Here is a 21433-nt window from a genome sequence, read left to right on the forward strand (position 1 = left end):
TTCATATACATTACTACTCGCAAATAACAACTTTGATAATGACAATTTTCGTTCATAAAGTTGCATCTTTGGGGCTCTCTACTTTCCAGTTAACGAAAGAGAAGCCTCTTTTATTCCTTTAGCTATCTTTTCCACTGCCGGGGAGGCTACTATTTCTTCGTGTGATCCAGGGACAGAATACTTATTCACTCTCCCTTTTAATAAGGGCTCCCAATCCGTAAACAACTCTTTACCTTCCTCAGCACTAAAGTAGATAACTTTCCCAAAATATGGTTCCAAATCATGCTCTGCCATCAAATTCAGACACTTCCTGTGAGCATTGATAATTTGCTTCAAATTCGTAAGATCTGCATCCGGCGGGAGCACTCCTTCCACAATTAATCGCTCAACAAGCATGTCCTGTTGATGAACGAGCTCTTCTTCCTGCTCCACTAGCTCTGAATGGATGAAATGCTCCAATATATAAGATAGCATTTCATCCTCTGTCTTGTAATCCCGTTCTGAAGGCACCTTGGTATCCATGAGTACCAACACCTCAACTTCTTCTCCCTGGTTCCGTAGCATAGTTGCGATTTCATAGGCGATGGCACCGCCCAGAGACCATCCTCCCAGACGATACGGCCCCTCTGGCTGAGCGCGCTTCATTTCCTCGATGTAGAGTTGAACTACTTCCGATAAAGTCAATCCTTTCATTCCTTCTTTCCCTACGAGAGGATTCTGTAGACCATAAAATGAGCAGTGATCCTTGAGTAATCTTGCTAGCTGAATATAACAGAGTACATTACCCATAAACGGATGAACACAGAAGAAAGGTCTTTTCTCTGATTCTTGTAGTGGAACCAGAACCGATACCGATTTTTCCATACCATGATTGTCACGGATGAGACAAGCGATCCCTTCCACTGTCGGGTTCTTAATAAGTGCGGACACCTTAATCTCTTTTCCAAATTTCTCTCTGACCTTTGAAATCAATTTGATTACAAGGAGAGAGTGACCCCCTCTATTGAAGAAATCATCGTTTACATGGACATCTTCTATCTGTAGCAAATCCTGCCAGATCGTAATCAGCTGATACTCGATTTCATCCCTTGGGATGATTGGTGTAGAAAAGGTACTTTCTCTTTGAATCGTTAAGCTGTTCAGTGCCTTTCGATCAACCTTCCCATTTGTTGTAAGCGGAATCGCGTCTACCTCAATAAAGTGTGCAGGAACCATATAATTCGGTACTTGTCTCTTGAGATGCTCACGCCATTCATGCATACTTCCTTCACCCACCACATATGCAACCAATCTCTGATCTCCTGGTTGGTCCTCTCTTATCAAGACTACTGCCTCTTTCACCGATGGATGACTTTCTAAATTCGCTTCAATCTCTCCAAGCTCAATCCGGAAGCCTCGAATTTTCACTTGATTATCGATTCTTCCCAGATAATCCAAATGGCCATCAACTAAATAGCGGACTAGATCTCCCGTCCGGTATAACCGTTCCCCTTCATTAAATGGATGAGGAATAAAACGTTCGGACGTTAACTCTGGACGATTCAAGTATCCTCTCGCTAGGCCTGCTCCACCGATATAAAGTTCACCCGTTACACCAACTGAAACAGGTAACAAATTCTCATCCAATACATAGGCTTGAACGTTCGGCAACGGACGCCCAATGGTTACTCTCTTACTATCTTTTTTGATACGATAGCATGTCGCATCAACCGTACATTCTGTAGGACCATATACATTATAAAAATCAATTTTTTCAGCCGCTGCTAGTTGTTTCCACAGTGATGGCATAATCGCTTCTCCACCGACCAGTACCTTGCTTGGAACATGAACGCTATCGTTTGTTTCTAACAACCCCTCATCTATGAGTAATTGGAGTAGTGAAGGTGTTGTATCGAACATTTCCAACTTATTCTCCCGAATATAAGATACAAATTGTTGAGGATCACTGCGAACTTCGTTTGAAATAATATACAAACTAGAACCATACAAAAGCATTTGTAATTGTTTAACGGATGAATCAAAGGCGATTGAGGCATTTAGACCAACACGCATGTTAACAGGTGTCCGATGTGAAAAAACCTCTTTCTGTAAACCATAGGATAGATTTAATACCGAATGATGCTGCACCAAAACCCCTTTTGGATTCCCAGTCGAACCTGAAGTGTAGATAACATACGCCAAGTTTTCTCCTGTCACTTTACATATTGGTGAAAGGGTGTTTTCTTGCGAAATAATTGCTTGATCCCGGTCCAAACAAACTGTTTCAACTTCTTCAGGTATCCAACCTTGTGATACTTCGTTCGTAACCAATATTTGAATTCCTGTGTCCTCCAGAATATATCGTAGGCGACTTTCTGGATACGATGGATCCAATGGAACATAGGCTGCACCAGCTTTCAAGATCCCCATGAGACCAACAATCATCTCAACTGAACGCTGGAAGCAGAGACCGACCAATGACTCGGTCCCAATCCCACATTTCTGGAGATAATGGGCCAATTGGTTTGCTTTCTCATTTAGCTCTCGATACGTCAACTGCTGATTTTCATCCACCACTGCCACCGCATCAGGTGTACAATTCACTTGATCTTCAAACAGTTTATGGATTACACTCTCACGTGGATACGCTGCTGCATTATCATTCCATTCTTCCAGTAGTTGTTTCTGTTCTATTTCCGTAACATACACCAGCTCCGACAGAGTTTGATCAACGTTCTCGATCATTTGCTTTAACACCTGGCTTAAATGACCCAACATCCGTTCAATGGTGAGGCCATTAAACTTGCTACGATCATACTTCAACTTTAACAACAACTGGCTTTCTGGAACAACTGTCAATCCTAATGTATAGTGAGTTTGCTCTACTCCTTCCAACTCACCAATTTCTAGATTTCCTGAAGACTCCTCTTTCACTGGATAGTTTTCAAACACATACAAGCTATGGAACAGCGGGATTCCTCTAGGAACTTCACTCCATCCTTGAATCTCTGTCAAAGAAGCGTATTCATATTGTCTTCTTTCTATCTCTTCCTCTTGTATCTTCTGCAACCAATCCATTACTTTTATATCATCTATCAACTGAATTCGCGTCGGTGATGTGGTAATAAAAGGACCTACAATATTTTCAACATCAATAATCTCCGTAGGGCGTCCTGAGCTAGTTACACCATAGACAATGTCATCTTCTCCACTATACCGGCTCATGAGATACGCCCACGCACCTTGAATTACCGTATTTAAAGTGAGCCTATTGCGCTTCGCCCAGTTTTGTAACGCTTGGGTTTGCTCTTCTGATAAATAAGTTACCTTCTCTGTGTAACCTTTTTCTTGCACTTTACTTTCTAAGCCCAGCAGGGTTGGCGCTGTAAAACCTTTAAGTTTCTCTCTCCAGAATCGCTCCGCCTGCTCCTGATTCTGTTCTCTAAGCCATTGAATATATTTCTTGTATGGCGATGACTTAGGTAAATTCACAGCTTCTCCATTCATTCTCTTCTGGTACACTGTAAGCAATTCGTTAAAGACCAGTGGTAGACTCCATCCATCCAACAGGATATGATGATGTGTCCAAACAATCCGATATTCTTCCTCACCTTCTTGAATGACAGTCACCCGCATCAATGGCGCTTTATCAAAAAGAATGGCTTGTTTTCGATCCAATGCCAAAAAGGCTTTTCTTTTCTCCTCTTTTTCTTCAGCAGTCAGCGCACGCCAATCTTCTACATTCACCTTAAATGGAATACTCTCATACACCACTTGTAAAGGCTCTTCAACTTCATCCCAAACGAATGCTGAACGAAGTATTTCATGCCGCTGGATTACCGATTTCCACGCCTGTTCGAAAGTAGGAATATCCAATTCTCCTCTAATCATGAAACTTAATTGCACTATATACGGCGCTACATGTTCATCCCCTTGGTCATGCAATGTATGGAAAATCATACCTTCTTGCAAAGGCGATAGTGGATATAAATCGGTAATTGAATAGTTCTTTCCACGATTCATCTTGGTTAGTACTTTTGTCAAACCTGTTTGGTTAAGATTAGCCATCGCAAAATCCGAAACAGTCAGTGCAGATTCTCCATCCGAAGATTGAATCAATCTGCTCAGTTGATGGAGCATATTCTCTGCAACACTTTGAATGGTTGACTTCGCAAACTGTCCAACATTGTATACCCAAGTGAACTGAAGTTTTCCATCGGTTACAATCCCGATTACATCGATTAAATGTGATCGCTTGGAACCAGGAGCATGGTCTAAGCGCGTAAACCCGGTCTCCGGAACAAGCATCGCATCGTCAGAAAACATTTGGTCAAATTGTCCAAGATAGTTAAAACTAATGGACGGTGTATGTTGAGACCCCAATTGCTCACACATTGTTGCGTTCAGATAACGCAACACTCCATAGTCAACACCCTTATTAGGAATTTTGCGCACCTGTTCTTTAACTGCTTTTAATGCTGCAATTGGCGTGTCGGCACCAGTAACATTTAAGTGAACAGGATAAATACTTGTAAACCATCCCACGGTTCTCGATAAGTCAACGTCTTCAATAATGTCTTCTCGACCATGCCCCTCTAGATCCACGGTCAGCGTCGGATGTCCTGTCCATACTGCCGTAGCTTGTACCAATGCTGCTAATAGTACTTCATTAATTTGGACACGATGAGTGCTTAAAATCCCTTGCAATAACATACGGGTCTCTTTCTCATCTAGCACCACGGTAATTTCCTCAGTTACTGCGTTTACTGAATCACTAACAGTAACATCTACTGGTAGCATAACTACTTCTTGTTCGGACTGCTGCTCCCAGTAATTCCGCACTCCTTGCGATATTCCAGATTCAGCGTAATGATGTAATTTCTCCGACCACGCTTTAAAGGATGTACTCTTCATAGGTAATTGGATTTTCTGCCCCTGAATTGCTTGAGTATATGCTGTTTGCAGATCTTCCAATAAAATCCGCCAAGAAACACCATCCACTGCTAAGTGATGAATCACCCAGAATAATCGGCCAGCCTTCTTCTCGCCTTCATCAAAATACACCATTCTCATTAGCGGCCCTGCGTGTAAGTGTAAGCTTGCTTGTGCAGCGTCAATCTCCGTTTGAATCACTTGATGCCATTCTGCTTGCGGTACTTCGTCTAATGAAATCACGGTCAGCGTCGATTGTTCTTCGATCCCTTCGTTCCGCTGTTTCCAAGCTCCATCCGGTAATCGTTCATATCTTAAACGCAAGGCATCGTGATGGATTAGAAGGGTACGCACAGCTTTCTCCAGTAATACTATATCCAGTCGCTCTTTTGTTCTAAAAAACATGGATTGATTCCAATGGTGTGGGTTAGGATGATCTTGTGCAAAAAACCATTGCTGGATTGGTGTAAGGATCAGTTCTCCAGTTACAACTCCCTGCTCTGCTTGTACACCCTGTTCTTCTTTGACTACTTGCGCCAACTCGGCAATCGTTTGGTGTTCAAACATTTGCTTTGGTGTCAAATGCAAATCTGCTTGCTTCGCACAAGAGACAATCTGAATGCTGAGAATCGAGTCTCCACCAATTTCAAAGAAGTTATCATGGATTCCCACCTTTTTAATCCCTAATACTTGCTTCCAAATGGTAGCCAGTGTTTCTTCTTTACCATTCCGGGGTGCAACACATTTACTTTCAATTTCCCTCTCCTCCGGTACAGGCAAGGCCTCACGATCAACTTTACCGTTAGCAGTTAGTGGAATAGCTTCCATCATCACAAATCCTGAAGGAACCATATGGCTTGGTAGTTCCGCCTTGAGATAATCTCTCCACTCACCTACATTCCCATCACCCACGACATATGCCACCAATCGTTTATCACCCGGCTGATCCTCTCGAACAATTACAACAGCCTCTTTTACGGATGCATGCGCGTTTAAAGCAGATTCAATTTCCCCGAGCTCAATTCGGAAACCACGGATTTTCACCTGGTGATCAATCCGTCCAAGATAATCTAGATTTCCATCTGGCAAGTATCTCGCTAAGTCTCCTGTCCGATATAATCGCGCTCCCGGGTCACTACTGAATGGATGAGGAATGAAACGTTCTGCAGTCAATTCAGGTCTGTTTAAATACCCACGTGCGAGTCCCGCTCCACCAATATATAGTTCACCAGATACGCCAATAGGCACAGGCTGTTGACAATTGTCTAGCACATACACTTCTAAATCTGGAATCCGCTTTCCGATATTACTTCTTGAAGAATGCTTTACATCATCCTGAGTAATTGGATAATACGTAACATGAACGGTGGTTTCTGTGATTCCATACATATTAATTAGCTGCGTGTTCTGCTCTCCATACCTTTGAAACCACGGTAGCAAGCTAGTAGGATCAAGTGCTTCCCCACCAAATATGACATAGCGCAGATGCAAGTTTTTATTCTCATCTTCTTGTTCACACACTTGTATCAATTGTCGAAATGCGGATGGTGTCTGATTAAGAACCGTAACCTCTTCCTCTACTAACAGTTGATAGAAATCCTTGGGCGATCGACTAATCCAGTAAGGAACAACAACCAGTCTTCCTCCATAGAGCAATGCTCCCCAAATCTCCCATACCGAGAAGTCAAACGCATAAGAATGGAAAAGCGTCCAAGTATCTTTTTCATCAAACTGATACCAACATTCCGTTGATTTAAATAAACGAATCACATTGTGATGCTCTACCATCACTCCCTTCGGATTCCCCGTTGATCCCGAAGTATAGATTACATACGCCAAATTTTCTCCTGTCACTTCACATATTGGTGAAAGAATGCTTTCTCGTGAGATCATTGCTTGATCCCGATCCAAACAAACTGCTTCGATTTCTTCAGGTATCCAACCAACTAATGCTTCGCTCGTGACCAATACTTGAATCCCTGTGTCCTCCAGAATATATCGTAGGCGACTTTCTGGATACGATGGATCCAATGGAACATAGGCTGCCCCAGCTTTCAAGATCCCCATGAGACCAACAATCATCTCAACTGAACGCTGGAAGCAGAGACCGACCAATGATTCGGTCCCAATCCCACATTTCTGGAGATAATGGGCCAATTGGTTTGCTTTCTCATTCAGCTCTCGATACGTCAACTGCTGATTTCCATCCACCACCGCCACCGTGTCAGGTGTACGATTCACTTGATCTTCAAACAGTTTATGGATCACACTCTCACGTGGATACGCTACAGCATTATCATTCCACTCTTCCATCAATTGCTTCTCTAATTCCGATAGCATCGTCAACTTCGTCAGTGTTTTATCGGGATGTTCCACGATTTCCTTCAACCAGTTTTCAAAATGCTCAGCCATACGTCTGATCGTTACAACATCAAATAAATCATTCTTATAGTTAAAACAAAGGAATAAACCCTCTTCCACCTCTGCGGCGCTTAAACTCAAATCAAACTTGGCGATCGAAGTATGACTTTCCATCGCTTCTAAACTTCTTCCATGAAGCTCTGGAAGCTCTTGTTGCGTGTTTTGCAAGGTAAACATGGTTTGGAAGATCGGAGAATGACTTGTACTTCGCTCGGGTTGTATGACATCTACAATCTTTTCAAACGGAACATCTTGGTATTCATACGCCTTCAATGCTTTTGTCCGTACCTGAGACAACAACTCTTGGAATGTCGGTGCGCCACTCAGATCAGCCCGATAAACCAACGTGTTGACGAAGAAACCAATCAACCCTTCAATCTCACGATAATTCCGGTTTGCAATCGGGCTTCCGACAAGAATATCCGATTGTCCTGTATAACGAGCGAGGAAGCTTTGATACGATGCCAGTAAGGTCATGAAGAGCGTCGACTCTTCTTGACGACTAAGTTCGTTCAGTTTGTCGCGTAACGAGCGTGACAACAACACAGTGTGTGTCGATCCACGATGGGTTTGCACCGCAGAACGAGGACGATCCATCGGCAACATTAAGACTGGTAACTCGCCAGACAGCTCTTCCTTCCAATATGCAAGCTGCTGATCAAGTACTTCTTCTTTCATCCATTCCCTTTGCCATTGGGCAAAGTCGGCATATTGAACCGGTAATGGTGCGAGTTCTGCTGGTTTTCCACCAACCGCTTCTTCATAGAATGCCATCCATTCTTGGAGCAAGATTTCCATCGACCAGCCATCCGAGATAATATGATGCATGGTACAAAGAAGAATCCATTCTTCTTCTGCGATTTGCACGATTTGCCCACGGATCAACGGACCTTGTCCTAAGTCAAATGGCGCTTCGGCTTCGTTTTGGATCCATTTTTCCATTACGCTTTCTCTCTCTTCGGAGGAAAGCGTAGTTAGATCTATTTGGGGAAGGAACCGGAAAGCATATGGTTGAATCTGCTGCACAGGATGACCATCCATTTCATGGAACACCGTTCGCAAAGATTCATGACGCTCTATCAGCTGATTCCATCCCGTCTCCAATGCTTTGGGTACCCAATTCCCTGTAAGACGGCATACCATCGGTATATTATAAAGTGCACTATTAGGCGTGAATTGGTCAATGAACCACAGGCGCTGTTGGGCATAAGAGAGCGAAATGGCTTCTCCCCGTTCCATCGGCATAAGCGGTGGAATTTCTCGTATTTTGTCTCCTTTACGCAATTGATCCAGTCGCTTCGCCAACGCCTCTACTGTTGAATACTCAAACAGTTCACGTACTAACAGTTCGATTTGTAATGCCTCTTTTAACCGAGATACAACTTGGGTAGCGAGCAACGAGTGGCCACCTCGATCGAAGAAGGAATCCTGGACACCAATATTTTCTATGCCTAGCACTTGACTCCATACCGATGCAACGAGCTCTTCCATCGGAGTTCGTGGGTATACAGTATTTTCAGTAGATGGTTCATCAGGTACAGGCAATGCTTTTAAATCGAGTTTTCCATTCGGTGTGAGTGGTAAAAATGCCATCTCGACAAAGTGTGCCGGAACCATGTAATTCGGTAAATGTGTTTGCAGATGCTCCCGCCATTCATTTACACTTCCTTCACCAACTACATAAGCTACCAATCGTTTGTCTCCTGGATGATCCTCTCTTACCAGTACAACAGCTTCTTTTACAGACAAATGCGCCTGCAAAGTTGCTTCAACTTCTCCCAGTTCAATCCGGAAACCACGAATTTTTACTTGGTCATCCATACGACCATGGAACTGGAGATCACCGTCAGGAAGATAACTTGCTTTGTCCCCAGTGTAATAGAGACGTTCCCCTGACTTAAACGGATGCGGAATGAATTTTTCCTCTGTGAGTTCCTGACGATTAGCATAGCCACGAGCAAGACTCTTTCCTCCGATATAGAGATCTCCAATCACACCCACTGGCACCGGCTGAAGGTGAGAATCTAACACATATACTTCTGTATTCGCAATCGGTCGACCAATCGACGGAGTACCTGTTGTCATTCCTACAGGCACATAACAATCAGTGGTAACGACGGTATTTTCCGATGGACCATACTGATTAATCACCGCAAAAGGGATTTGTTCAGATGGATACTGTGTTAACTGATCTCCTCCCGTAATGATAAAACGGAGATCCGTCTTCTCTGGCCAAGATAATTTCAAGAGTCTTTCCAGAATAGGTGTAGGCGCAAAGCTAGCCGTAATCCGTGAATCAATGAGCCAATCTCGTAGAGCCTCCGGATTGATTCGCAACTCTTCTGTCGACAGGTATAGTGCTGCACCAGCAGTGAGATAAGGCCAAATCTCCTGGACGGCTGAGTCAAAGGCAATCCCCGCAATTTGAGTCGCACGATCCTGTTCTGTAATTTGGTATACCGCTTGATGCCAAGAGACCATATTCATCAATGACCGATATTCGACCATGACACCCTTTGGCTTTCCTGTGGAACCAGAGGTGTAGACGATATAAGCTAAGTGCTCGGGTTTCACTTGCCGCTTCGGTGCGATCACGCTTTCATCTGTTATTTCTTCTAATCTCACCGTTTCGACCTGTTCGGAAAGGCTTTCTTGCGCTGCTGTCGTCACTACGATTTGGATCCCTGCATCTTCAATCATGTATTGTAACCGTGATTTCGGATACAACGGATCTAGAACGACATAGGCCCCGCCAGCTTTTAATATGCCAAGTAAACTTGACATGAGCTCAGCCGATCTCGGGAGGTAGACACCCACAACTGATTCAGGACCAACCCCTTTTCTCTGCAAAACATGTGCCAACTGATTTGCCCGCGTATCCAGTTCACCATAGGTCCACTCTCTCATTTGATCGACCACTGCAATCGCATCGGGACGTCGTGCTACTTTGTCCTCAAATCTGTCGCAAATAAGACCCTCTTGGGACATTTCCATTGCAGTGTCATTCCATGTCTCTAATAACAAATCACGCTCAAATTCGGAGAGCATACTCAAACTATTCAACGGTTTTTGTGGATGATGAGAAACTTCATGTAGCCAGTTCTCAAAATGTCCTGCCATTCGTTCGATGGTTGTAACATCAAATAAATCCTTATTGTATTCAAAAGAGAAAATTAATCCTTCTTCCGCCTCGGCTGCCATTACACTTAAATCAAATTTTGCGATCGAATTATGGTTTTCTATCATTTCGATTCTTCTACCAGACAACACCGGAAGCTCTTGTTTCATATTTTGTAAGATGAACATCGTCTGGAAGATCGGAGAATGACTTGTACTCCGCTCAGGTTGCACAACTTCCACAATTTTTTCAAATGGAATATCTTGATATTCATATGCTTTCAGTGCCTTTTGACGCACCTGAGACAACAACTCTTGAAATGTCGGTGCGCCACTCAGATCAGCCCGATAAACCAACGTGTTGACGAAGAAACCGATTAATCCTTCAATCTCTCTGTAATTACGATTCGCAATTGGACTTCCGACGAGAATATCTTCTTGTCCTGTATAACGAGAAAGGAAGCTTTGATACGCAGCCAACAGGGTCATAAAGAGCGTCGACCCTTCTTGACGACTGAGTTCGTTCAGTTTGTCGCGTAACGAACGTGACAGCAACACAGTGTGTGTCGATCCACGATGGGTTTGCACCGCAGGACGCGGGTGATCCATCGGCAGTTGTAGCACAGGAAGCTCACCAGACAATTCTTCCTGCCAATAGTGGAGTCGCTGTTCAAGCACTTCTTCCTTCAACCATCCCTTTTGCCACTGAGCAAAGTCCGCATATTGGATCGGTAATGGTTCAAGTTCTGCTACCTTCTCATCCGTTGCTTCCTCATAGAAAGCTATCCATTCTTCAAGTAGGACTCCCATCGACCATCCGTCCGAAACGATATGATGCAGGGTGCAGAGGAGGATCCATTCCTCTTCTCCCACTCGCAAGACGATTGTCCGAATCAGTGGGCCCTCTCCTAAGTCAAATGGCACTTCTGTTTCTTGCTGAATTAAACGATTAACTTCTGCGTCTCGCTCTTCCGGAGAAAGCATAGTTAAATCCATTTGAGGAAGGGACCGGAAAGCATACGGTTGAATCTGCTGCACAGGATGACCATCCATTTCATGGAACACAGTCCGTAAAGATTCATGACGCTCTATCAGCTGATTCCATCCCGTCTCCAATGCTTCAGGTACCCAATTTCCTGTAAGACGGCATACCATCGGCATATTATAAAGTGCACTATTAGGCGTGAATTGGTCAATAAACCACAGGCGCTGTTGGGCATAAGAGAGCGAAATGGCTTCTCCCCGTTCCATCGGCATAAGCGGTGGAATCTCTCGTTTTTTGTCCCCTTTACGCAACTGATCCAGTCGCTTCGCCAGTGCCTCCACCGTTGTAAACTCAAAAAGTTCACGCACCGGTAGTTCGATTTGGAAGACTTCTTGTAAACGTGAGACAACTTGGGTAGCGAGTAGCGAGTGGCCACCAAGCTCGAAGAAGGAATCCTGAACACCAATATTTTCTATGCCTAACACTTGACTCCATACCGATGCGACGAGCTCTTCCACTGGTGTTCGCGGTGAGACAATATTTACGCTCATGGGCTGTCCATCCAATGCCAGTAAGGCTTTGCGATCGATTTTGCCATTCGGAGTGAGTGGCATCACTTCCATCTCGACAAAGTATGCCGGAATCATGTAATTCGGTAATTGCGTCTTGAGGTGCTCACGCCATTCTCCAGTGTCTCCTTCACCCACCACATAAGCTACTAACCGCTTGTCTCCAGGATGATCTTCCTTCACTAACACAACAGCCTCTTTCACAGATGAATGATCGTGTAGGACCGCTTCAATCTCTCCCAGCTCAATCCGGAATCCTCTGATTTTCACTTGGTTATCTATTCTTCCGATATACTCCACATTGCGATCATTCAGATACCTCACCAGGTCCCCCGTCCGATAGAGCCGTTCCCCTTCCTTAAATGGATGCGGAATAAAACGTTCAGCAGTTAGCTCTGGACGATTGAAGTAACCACGTGCCAAGCCTACACCACCAAGGTAAAGTTCCCCAGCCACACCTATCGGTACCACCTGTTGGCTTTGATCTAGCACATACAATTCGGTATTATCAATCGGACGACCAATCGGAATAAGCAACGGTTCTTTTTCTAAATCACAATCATAGTAAGTGACATCTACAGTTGCTTCTGTAGGACCATACAAGTTGCTTAACTTCGTTTGCTGAGAATCATAAAACACACCCTTAAACCGGCGAACTTGTTCGGTATTTAACGCTTCTCCACTGGTGAAAACCTGACACAAAGACGATACGTCCTTTTTCGCTTTGAATTGTTCCATATAATCCAAGAAAGTAGATAACATCGACGGAACAAAGTGCATCGTGGTCACACGATATCGCTCAATACACTCCTCAATCATTGCAGGATCCTTCTCGCCACCCGGTGGAAGTAAACAAACACGTGCTCCTACAAATGACCACCAAAATAATTCCCAGACAGAGACATCAAACGAAAACGGCGTTTTTTGAAGAATCGTATCCTGTTCAGATAATGGATAGTTTTTTTGCATCCACTGTAATCGGTTGATAACCGAGTGGTGTTCAATCATCACTCCCTTAGGATTCCCTGTCGAACCCGAAGTGTAAATGATATACGCCAAGTTGTTTGCTGTCACTCCGCTCACTGGTGCCAAGCTACTCTCTTTAGAAATCGCTGCTTGATCTCGATCCAAACAAATCGCTTGGATGCCTTCAGGCAACCAACCCTGTAACGCTTCCTTTGTTAAAAGCACTTGGATCTGCGAGTTCTCTAAAATGTATCTCAGGCGATTTTCAGGATAACTCGGATCCAGTGGGACATAAGCCCCACCTGCTTTGAGAATCCCTAAGAGACCAATAATCATTTCGGGTGAACGCTCGACACATATACCGACCAATGACTCAGGTCCTATATCCCGTTTCTGTAAATAATGTGCCAATTGGTTCACTTTCTCGTTGAGTTCTTGATACGTCAGCTGTCCACCTTCATACACTACCGCCACCGCTCCAGGTGTACGCGCAACCTGCTGCTCAAACAGTTCGTGAATCATGCTCTCATGTGAATAAACTACGTCAGTGTCATTCCATTCTTCCAAGAGCTGCTTCTGTTCTGTGTCCGCTAGCATCGACAGCTTTGTAAATGATTCATCTGGATGATGAACAATTTCGTTCAACCAGTTTTCAAAATGCCCTGCCATACGTGCAATGGTTCTACTGTCAAATAAATCTGTATTGTATTCAAAAGAGACAAATAGACCTTCTTCCACCTCATAAGCGGTTAAACTCAAATCAAATTTCGCGATGGAAATATTACTTTCTATCATTTCCAAACTTCTCCCAGACAGCTCTATTCGTTCTTGTTTTATATTCTGTAGCGTAAACATGGTCTGGAAGATGGGCGAATGACTCGTACTCCGTTCAGGTTGTACAGCTTCTACCACTTTTTCAAACGGAATATCTTGATATTCATACGCTTTCAACGCCTTTTTCTTTATCTGAGACAAAATCTCCCGGAACGTCGGATTTCCACTGAGATCCGCTCGATAGACTAACGTATTAACAAAGAAGCCGATTAATCCCTCTACTCCTTTATGGTTCCGATTCGCAATCGGACTTCCGACAAGAATATCTTCTTGCCCCGTATAGCGAGCAAGAAAGCTCTGATATGCAGCCATTAAGGTCATGAATAAGGTAGATCCTTCTCGTCGACTTAAATCCTTCAATGAACTGAGTAGTGTGTGAGGAAGAATCACATGATACGTGTCCCCAGCGTACGTTTGCGTAACCGGTCGAGGGCGATCCACTGGCAGTTGTAGTATAGGAAGCTCACCGGACAATTCTTCCTGCCAATACGTAAGTTGTCGATCTAGCACTTCACCCTGCAACCACTGCCTTTGCCATTTCGCAAAGTCTGCATATTGAATCGATAGCGAACTTAGTCCAGCAGGCTTCCCACTCATTTCTTCCTCATAGAAGGCAAGCAATTCATTGATCAATATGCCGATGGACCACGCATCAGAAATAATATGGTGCATGGTACATAGCAATAACCATTCCTCTTTCCCTAATTGAACCAGTTGATTACGAATCAAAGGGCCATTCATTAAATCAAACGGATCCTGCGCTTCTCTAGCAATCAAACTCTCTATCTCTTTTTCCTTTACTTCCAGAGGAAGGTGAGAATAATCCTCTACAGGTAGTTTTCTAGGAAGGAATTCCACAATATGTTGCATAGGTTGGTCTCCAACTTCCTTAAAAACGGTGCGTAATGATTCATGACGCTCAATGAGTCGATTTAATCCCTTTTCCAATGCTTCAGGTATCCAATTTCCTTTTAGACGCCATACTGTCGGAATATTATATACTGAACTGTTTGGGTTAAATCGGTCCATAAACAACAAACGTTGTTGTGCATAGGACAACGGAAGCGCTTCTTTATTCTCCTTTTTCTGCATCTGCTTCTGAAGCCACGCTCTCTTCTCAGGAGAAAGCGAATTCAACTTTGCAAGTAAATCACTTCTCATTTTTTCACACCTTCCTCAACCAAGTTTCTCTCGAATATATCTTGCGCTTCTTCCTCTGATAACTCTTCCAATTGCTTAAGAAGTTCAAGTAACTCTTCATCATTACTCGCTGCTGCTTCATTTTGAATATAGTCTTGAAAACTTACATTCTCCTTACTATCATTCTGCGTTTGCTCATTTCCACTACAGCGCAACTGATTAACCCGTTCTGCCAATTCCTGCACCGTAGTATACGTAAATAAATCATGCAGTGGTAACTCAATTCCAAAGGTTTCATTCAGATTAGAAACAGCTTGTGTAGCGAGTAATGAATGGCCACCTAGTTCAAAAAACGAATCATGAATCCCGATATTTTCAGTGCCTAAAATTTGATGCCATATCGAAACAATCGCTTCTTCTGTAGGGGTACGAGGGGCAACATAACCACCCTCTGCTTCCTTGCTCTCTGGTGCAGGTAAGGCTTTCCGATCGATTTTTCCATTTGGGGTGAGTGGGAATGCTGTCAATTCGACAAAGTGTGCCGGAACCATGTAATTTGGTAACTGGGTCTTGAGATAATCACGCCACGCATGAGCATTTCCTTCTCCCACTACATAGGCAACTAAACGCTGATCACCCGGATGATCTTCGCGTACCATCACAACGACTTCGTTAACTGATGAATGACTTTGTAACGTCGCTTCAATCTCCCCTAGCTCAATCCGGAATCCACGGATCTTCACTTGATGATCGATCCGACCGAGATAATCCAAATTCCCGTCCGGTAGATATCTCACAAGATCTCCCGTCCGGTATACTCGCTCCCCTTCTTTAAATGGATGCGGGATAAAACGCTCGTTTGTTAAGTCAGGGCGATTTAAGTAGCCACGCGCCAAGCCTGATCCCCCAAGGTAAAGCTCACCCACTACACCAATCGGGACCATTTGCTGGTTTGCACTGAGTACATATACTTCTGTGTTAGAGATGGGTCTACCAATCGGTGGCACCTTGTGCATGACGTCCTTTTCTAGCTTCATATACGTAGAATAAGTAGTATCTTCGGATGGACCGTATAGGTTGTACACCTTTTCAATCGGACTTCTCTCATACAAGTGCTGGACCAGTGACTGTGGCAACGGTTCTCCAGCCAAATTCATCACTTTTACCGAAGAAGGGATTAACTTTGCTCGAACCAGTTCCTTCGCTGCTGATGGCACAGTATTGACCAAGGTCACATCCTTCGTAGACAACTTGTCCAGATGAAGGGCACTTTCAGCGACAATTACCTTGCCACCCCTCGTCAAAGGAACAAATACTTCAAAAACCGATAGATCAAAGGATAGTGAAGTTGAAGCCAGCACTCCTGCTAATTCCTGTCGGGAATAGGTTTGATGTGCCCAATGGATCATCGCCAACGTACTCCGATGCTCAATCATCACTCCCTTAGGATTGCCAGTGGATCCTGAGGTATAGATGATATAAGCTAAGTTATCGCTTGTCACTTCACTCGTACATACGGTCGTTACTTCCTGTTCGATCGCTGCTCGATCACGATCGATACAAATCATATTAACCGATTCAGGTAACGTCATTTTTTGCTGCAACTTGTCCTGTGTCACCAGTACCTCGATTTGAGCATCCGCTAAAATATACCGTATCCGACTCTCCGGATACGCAGGATCAATCGGAACATACGCTCCTCCTGCTTTCATGATTCCTAAAAGACCGACAATCATCTCGGATGAACGTGTAACGCTGATCCCAACCAATGATTCGCATCCCACACCCCTCTTTTGAAGATAATGGGCCAACTGATTGGAGCGTTCGTTCAGTTCTTGATACGTTAGCTCCTCATCTTCGCACACTACCGCGATCGCTTCTGGCGTTTTCTCCACTTGTTCCTCAAACAATGTATGAATCGTGCTTTCACGTATAGCCACGACACCTGTATCATTCCATTCCTCTAGTAACCTCTTATATTCTGCTTTCGATAGCATATCCAGCTTTGATAGTGAATCTTTTGGATGAGATACAATTTCATATAACCAATGTTCAAAATGACCTGCCATTCGTTCAATAGTTGCAGCATTAAACAAATCGGTATTATATTCAAAAGTTAGCAATAACCCTTCTTCCGTCTCCGATGCAAATAAACTCAAATCAAATTTGGCAACCGAAGTATGATTTTCCATCAGCTCCATGTTTCTTTCAGATAGCTGAGGTAACTCTTGTTTCATATTCTGTAAGGTAAACATGGTTTGGAAAATCGGCGAATGACTGGTATTCCGTTCAGGTTTTACGGCTTCTACCACTTTCTCAAACGGAATGTCCTGATACTCGTATGCTTTTAGTGCTTTTTTTCGTATCTGCGACAGAAGTTCTTGGAACGTCGGATTTCCACTGAAATCAGCTCGATAAACCAACGTATTTGCAAAGAAACCTATTAATCCTTCAATCTCTTTAACATTCCGGTTCGCAATCGGGCTTCCAGCCAAGATGTCATCTTGTCCCGTATAACGAGAAAGGAAGCTTTGATACGCCGCCATCAAGGTCATAAATAAGGTGGAGTCTTCTTGCAGACTTAATTCCTTGAGCTTTTCCCGTAAGGAATTCGCCACCATCAGAGATTGACTTGCACCACGGTGGGTTTGAACAGCAGGTCGAGGACGATCCATCGGTAATTGCAAGACCGGTAACTCACCAGCCAATTCTTCCTTCCAATATTGAAGGTGCTGATCAAGATTCTCTTCTTTTTGCCATTCTTTTTGCCACATGGCAAAGTCCGCATATTGAACAGGTAACTCCCTCAGTTCAACTGGTTTTCCACTAATGGCTCCTTCATAAAAAGCCATCCATTCTTCGAGTAAGATTCCCATTGACCACCCATCCGAAACAATATGATGCATCGTACAAAGAAGTACCCATTCCTCTTTGTCCACTTTCAAAATTCGTGTTCGGATCAAAGGACCTTGTCCCAAATGAAATGGTTCCTCCGCCTCGTTTTGAACGAGCCGCTTCAACTCTCTTTCTCTGTCTTCCAGAGGGAGAGTTGTTAGATCCATTTGAGGGAGAGGTCTGAAAACATGCGACTGAACCTGTTGAACGGGTTCACCCTCTCGCTCTTGAATTACCGTCCGCAATGATTCATGACGTTCAATCAACTGATTCCATCCCGTCTCCAATGCTTCAAGTGACCATTTCCCTGTCAGTCGACATGCTGCATGAATATTGTACATCGCACTATTTGGCATTAATTGATCAATGAACCATAGGCGTTTCTGTGCGTAAGAAAGCGGAATAGATTCTTCCCGCGACATAGGTACAAGTGGTGGAATCTCTCGTTTTTTATCTCCTTTACACAACTGATCCAGTCGCTTCGACAGTGCCTCCACCGTATCGTACTTGAAAAGTTCACGTAGCGGGATTTTGATCTGGAATGCTTCTTGTAATCGAGAGACGATTTGGGTAGCGAGTAATGAGTGCCCACCACGTTCAAAAAAAGAGTCCTGAATGCCGATATTTTCTATTCCTAACACTTGACTCCAAACCGAGGCGATGAGCTCTTCCGATGACGTTCTTGGTAGGACGTTAAACTCTCCCATAGATTGTCCTTCCGGCGCTGGTAAGGCTTTTCGGTCGATTTTTCCATTCGGAGTAAGTGGGAAATATTCCAACTCTACAAGGTGTGCTGGAACCATGTAATTCGGTAATTGGTCCTGGAGATACGCTCGCCAATTTTGGATATTTCCATCGCTTATCACATACGCTACCAATCGCTGATCACCAGGGCGATCTTCTCTCACTAGCACGACAGTCTCTTTAATAGACGAATGCCTTTCTAAAGTCGCTTCAATTTCTCCAAGCTCAATCCGAAAGCCACGCACTTTCACTTGATGGTCCATTCTGCCTATAAATTCTAAATTCCCATCAGTTAGATATCTTACTGAATCTCCGGTTCGATATAGCCGTTCTCCTAATTGAAACGGATGCGGAACGAATCTTTCAGCAGTGAGATCAGGTCGGTTTAAGTAACCACGTGCTAAACCTGCACCACCAATATACAACTCACCCTCTATCCCTATCGATTGCAAGCACTGATTCTGATCTAATACATACAGCTGAATATTTTGTATTGGATTACCAATACAAACAAATTCTTGATGGGGTTGACAGTCAAATGCATTCACGTAAATGGTTGCTTCTGTTGGTCCATAAAAGTTGGTCAATTTTACTTGTCCGCTCTGATTCCAGTGCTGTTGAAATCGTCTAACCAACCCTGGACTTAGCTCTTCCCCACCAGAAAACACATGACGCACGGACGAACATTTCAGTTTCAAATCAATATGATCGAAATGATCTAAGAAAACAGATAGCATCGAAGGAACAAATTGGACAACAGTAACCTGATGCTTCTCTATCACTTCAGCTATTATAGAAGGATCCTTTTCTCCACCTGGAGGCAGGAAGGATACACATGCTCCTACACTAATACCCCAAAATAACTCCCACACCGATACATCAAATGAGAATGGTGTTTTCTGCAAGACCACATCCTTTTCAGAGAGTGGATATTGATGTTGCATCCATTCAAGATAATTAATCACCGAATGATGCTCAATCATCACTCCCTTTGGATTACCTGTAGATCCTGAAGTGTACATAACGTATGCTAAATTTTTTCCTGTTACACTGCTTGTACATGCGATCGGTTCTTCCTGTTCAATCGCAATGCGATCTTGATCCATACAAATTGTTTCGATTTGTTCGGATATACCTATTTTTTCTAACTTTTCTTGCGTCACTAGTACTTCGATTCTAGCATCTTCTAATATATAGCGTAGCCGATTCTCGGGATACGTAGGATCAAGTGGAACATAAGCTCCTCCTGACTTTAGAACCCCTAGCAACGCTATCATCATTTTTGGCGATCTTTCCATATATACACCGACTAAAGACTCTGGACCTACACTACGCTTCTGTAAATAGTGAGCTAGCTGATTAGCACGCTCATTCAGCTCTCTATAGGTAAGTTTCTCATTTTCATAAATAACCGCGATCGCTTCTGGCGTTTTCTCCACTTGCTGCTCAAATAACGTATGAATCATGCTTTCAGATGAATATTCTACTTGGGTATCATTCCATTTCTCTAGCAGTTGTACCTGCTCTTCCATTGTTAAATGGGTAATTTCGGATAGCTTTGAATCTGAGCTTTTCGTCATCTGAATTAATGTTTGCGATAGATGATCCTGAATCCGATGAATGGTCTCTTCATCAAAATGATGGCGGTCATACATCAACTTCAAAGTAAATTCCTTACCTGGCATTGCAATGAGCGTCAAAGGATAATTTGTTTGTTCTGCACTTTGGACCTCTAGTAATCTTAAATCAGCATTGCGCTCTCCTTGGATCGGGTAATTTTCGAACACATACAAGGTATGAAATAAAGTACTGCTCCTTGGAACTTCACTCCACCCTTGAATATCGACCAACGAATTATACTCGTATTGTCTCCGTTCCATTTCTTTCATCTGTATCTTACGGAGCCAGTCTACTACTGATGTATCATTCTTTACATGAATTCGGGTAGGCAATGTGTTAATGAATAGACCAACCATTTTCTCTGCCCCTGCTAATTCAGTAGGACGTCCAGAGCTAGTCACACCAAATACGATATCGCTTTCACCGCTATACCGGCTCATCAAGTAAGCCCAGGCTCCTTGCACTAACGTATTTAATGTTAGCTGACTATTTCGTACCCACTCTTGTAAAGTTTCAGTCAGTTCCTCAGATAGCTGATAAACACTCTCTCCATAACCCTTCTCCTGCTCCTGGTCACTTCTTTCCATCGCTAATGGCGTAGGTGCATGAAATCCTTTTAATTCTTCTGTCCAGAATTTCTCAGCTTTACTTCGATCTTGTTTATTAATCCACTGGATATATTTTTTATAGGGAAGAGACTTTGGAAGATCGAATGCTTCTCCCTTTATCATCTTGAGATAAACTCCCATCACTTCACCGAAGATCAGGGACACACTCCACCCATCCAACAAAATATGATGATGCGTCCAAATGATTCTCGTTTCTTCTTCTGCTTCTTTAATCACAGTGATTCTCATCAACGGTGCTTCGTCTAACGAAAACCCTTTTCTCCGATCAGCATTCAAAAACTGGTGTAATTTCTTTTCCCTATCTCCACATGAAAGAGCGCTCCAGTCTTCTCGACGAATAGTAAAAGGAAGACGTTGATAAACAGCTTGCAATGGCTTTTCTACTTCCTCCCACACAAAAACAGAACGTAGAATCTCATGTCGGTGAATGACGTATTCCCAGGCCTTTTCGAAAATAGCAACATCCAATCGATCACCGAGTAAGAAACCTACCTGTACAATGTAGGAAAAAGAATGCTCATCATCTTGATCATATAAAGTATGAAACAGTATCCCTTTTTGCAAAGGTGATAATCCGTATATATCGATAATGTCCCCCATCG

Annotated in this window: 2 protein-coding genes; both read right to left on the reverse strand. The window is 43.5% G+C overall.

Annotated features, from left to right (window positions below; translation table 11 throughout):
• Window positions 1–78: 78 nt before the first annotated feature.
• Entirely contained in the window at window positions 79–14964 is a 14886-nt protein-coding gene (locus ORL93_RS04940; protein ID WP_265958718.1) for a non-ribosomal peptide synthetase, read from the reverse strand.
• A complete protein-coding gene (locus tag ORL93_RS04945; RefSeq protein ID WP_265958719.1) occupies window positions 14961–21431 on the reverse strand; it encodes a non-ribosomal peptide synthetase in 6471 nt (2156 codons plus the stop codon). Before ORL93_RS04945 ends, ORL93_RS04940 begins: the two co-directional genes overlap by 4 nt.
• Window positions 21432–21433 lie beyond the last annotated feature (2 nt).

Source organism: Bacillus sp. DHT2 (assembly GCF_026241455.1).
In the GTDB taxonomy this organism is placed as follows: Bacteria; Bacillota; Bacilli; order Bacillales; family Bacillaceae_G; genus Bacillus_A; species Bacillus_A pseudomycoides.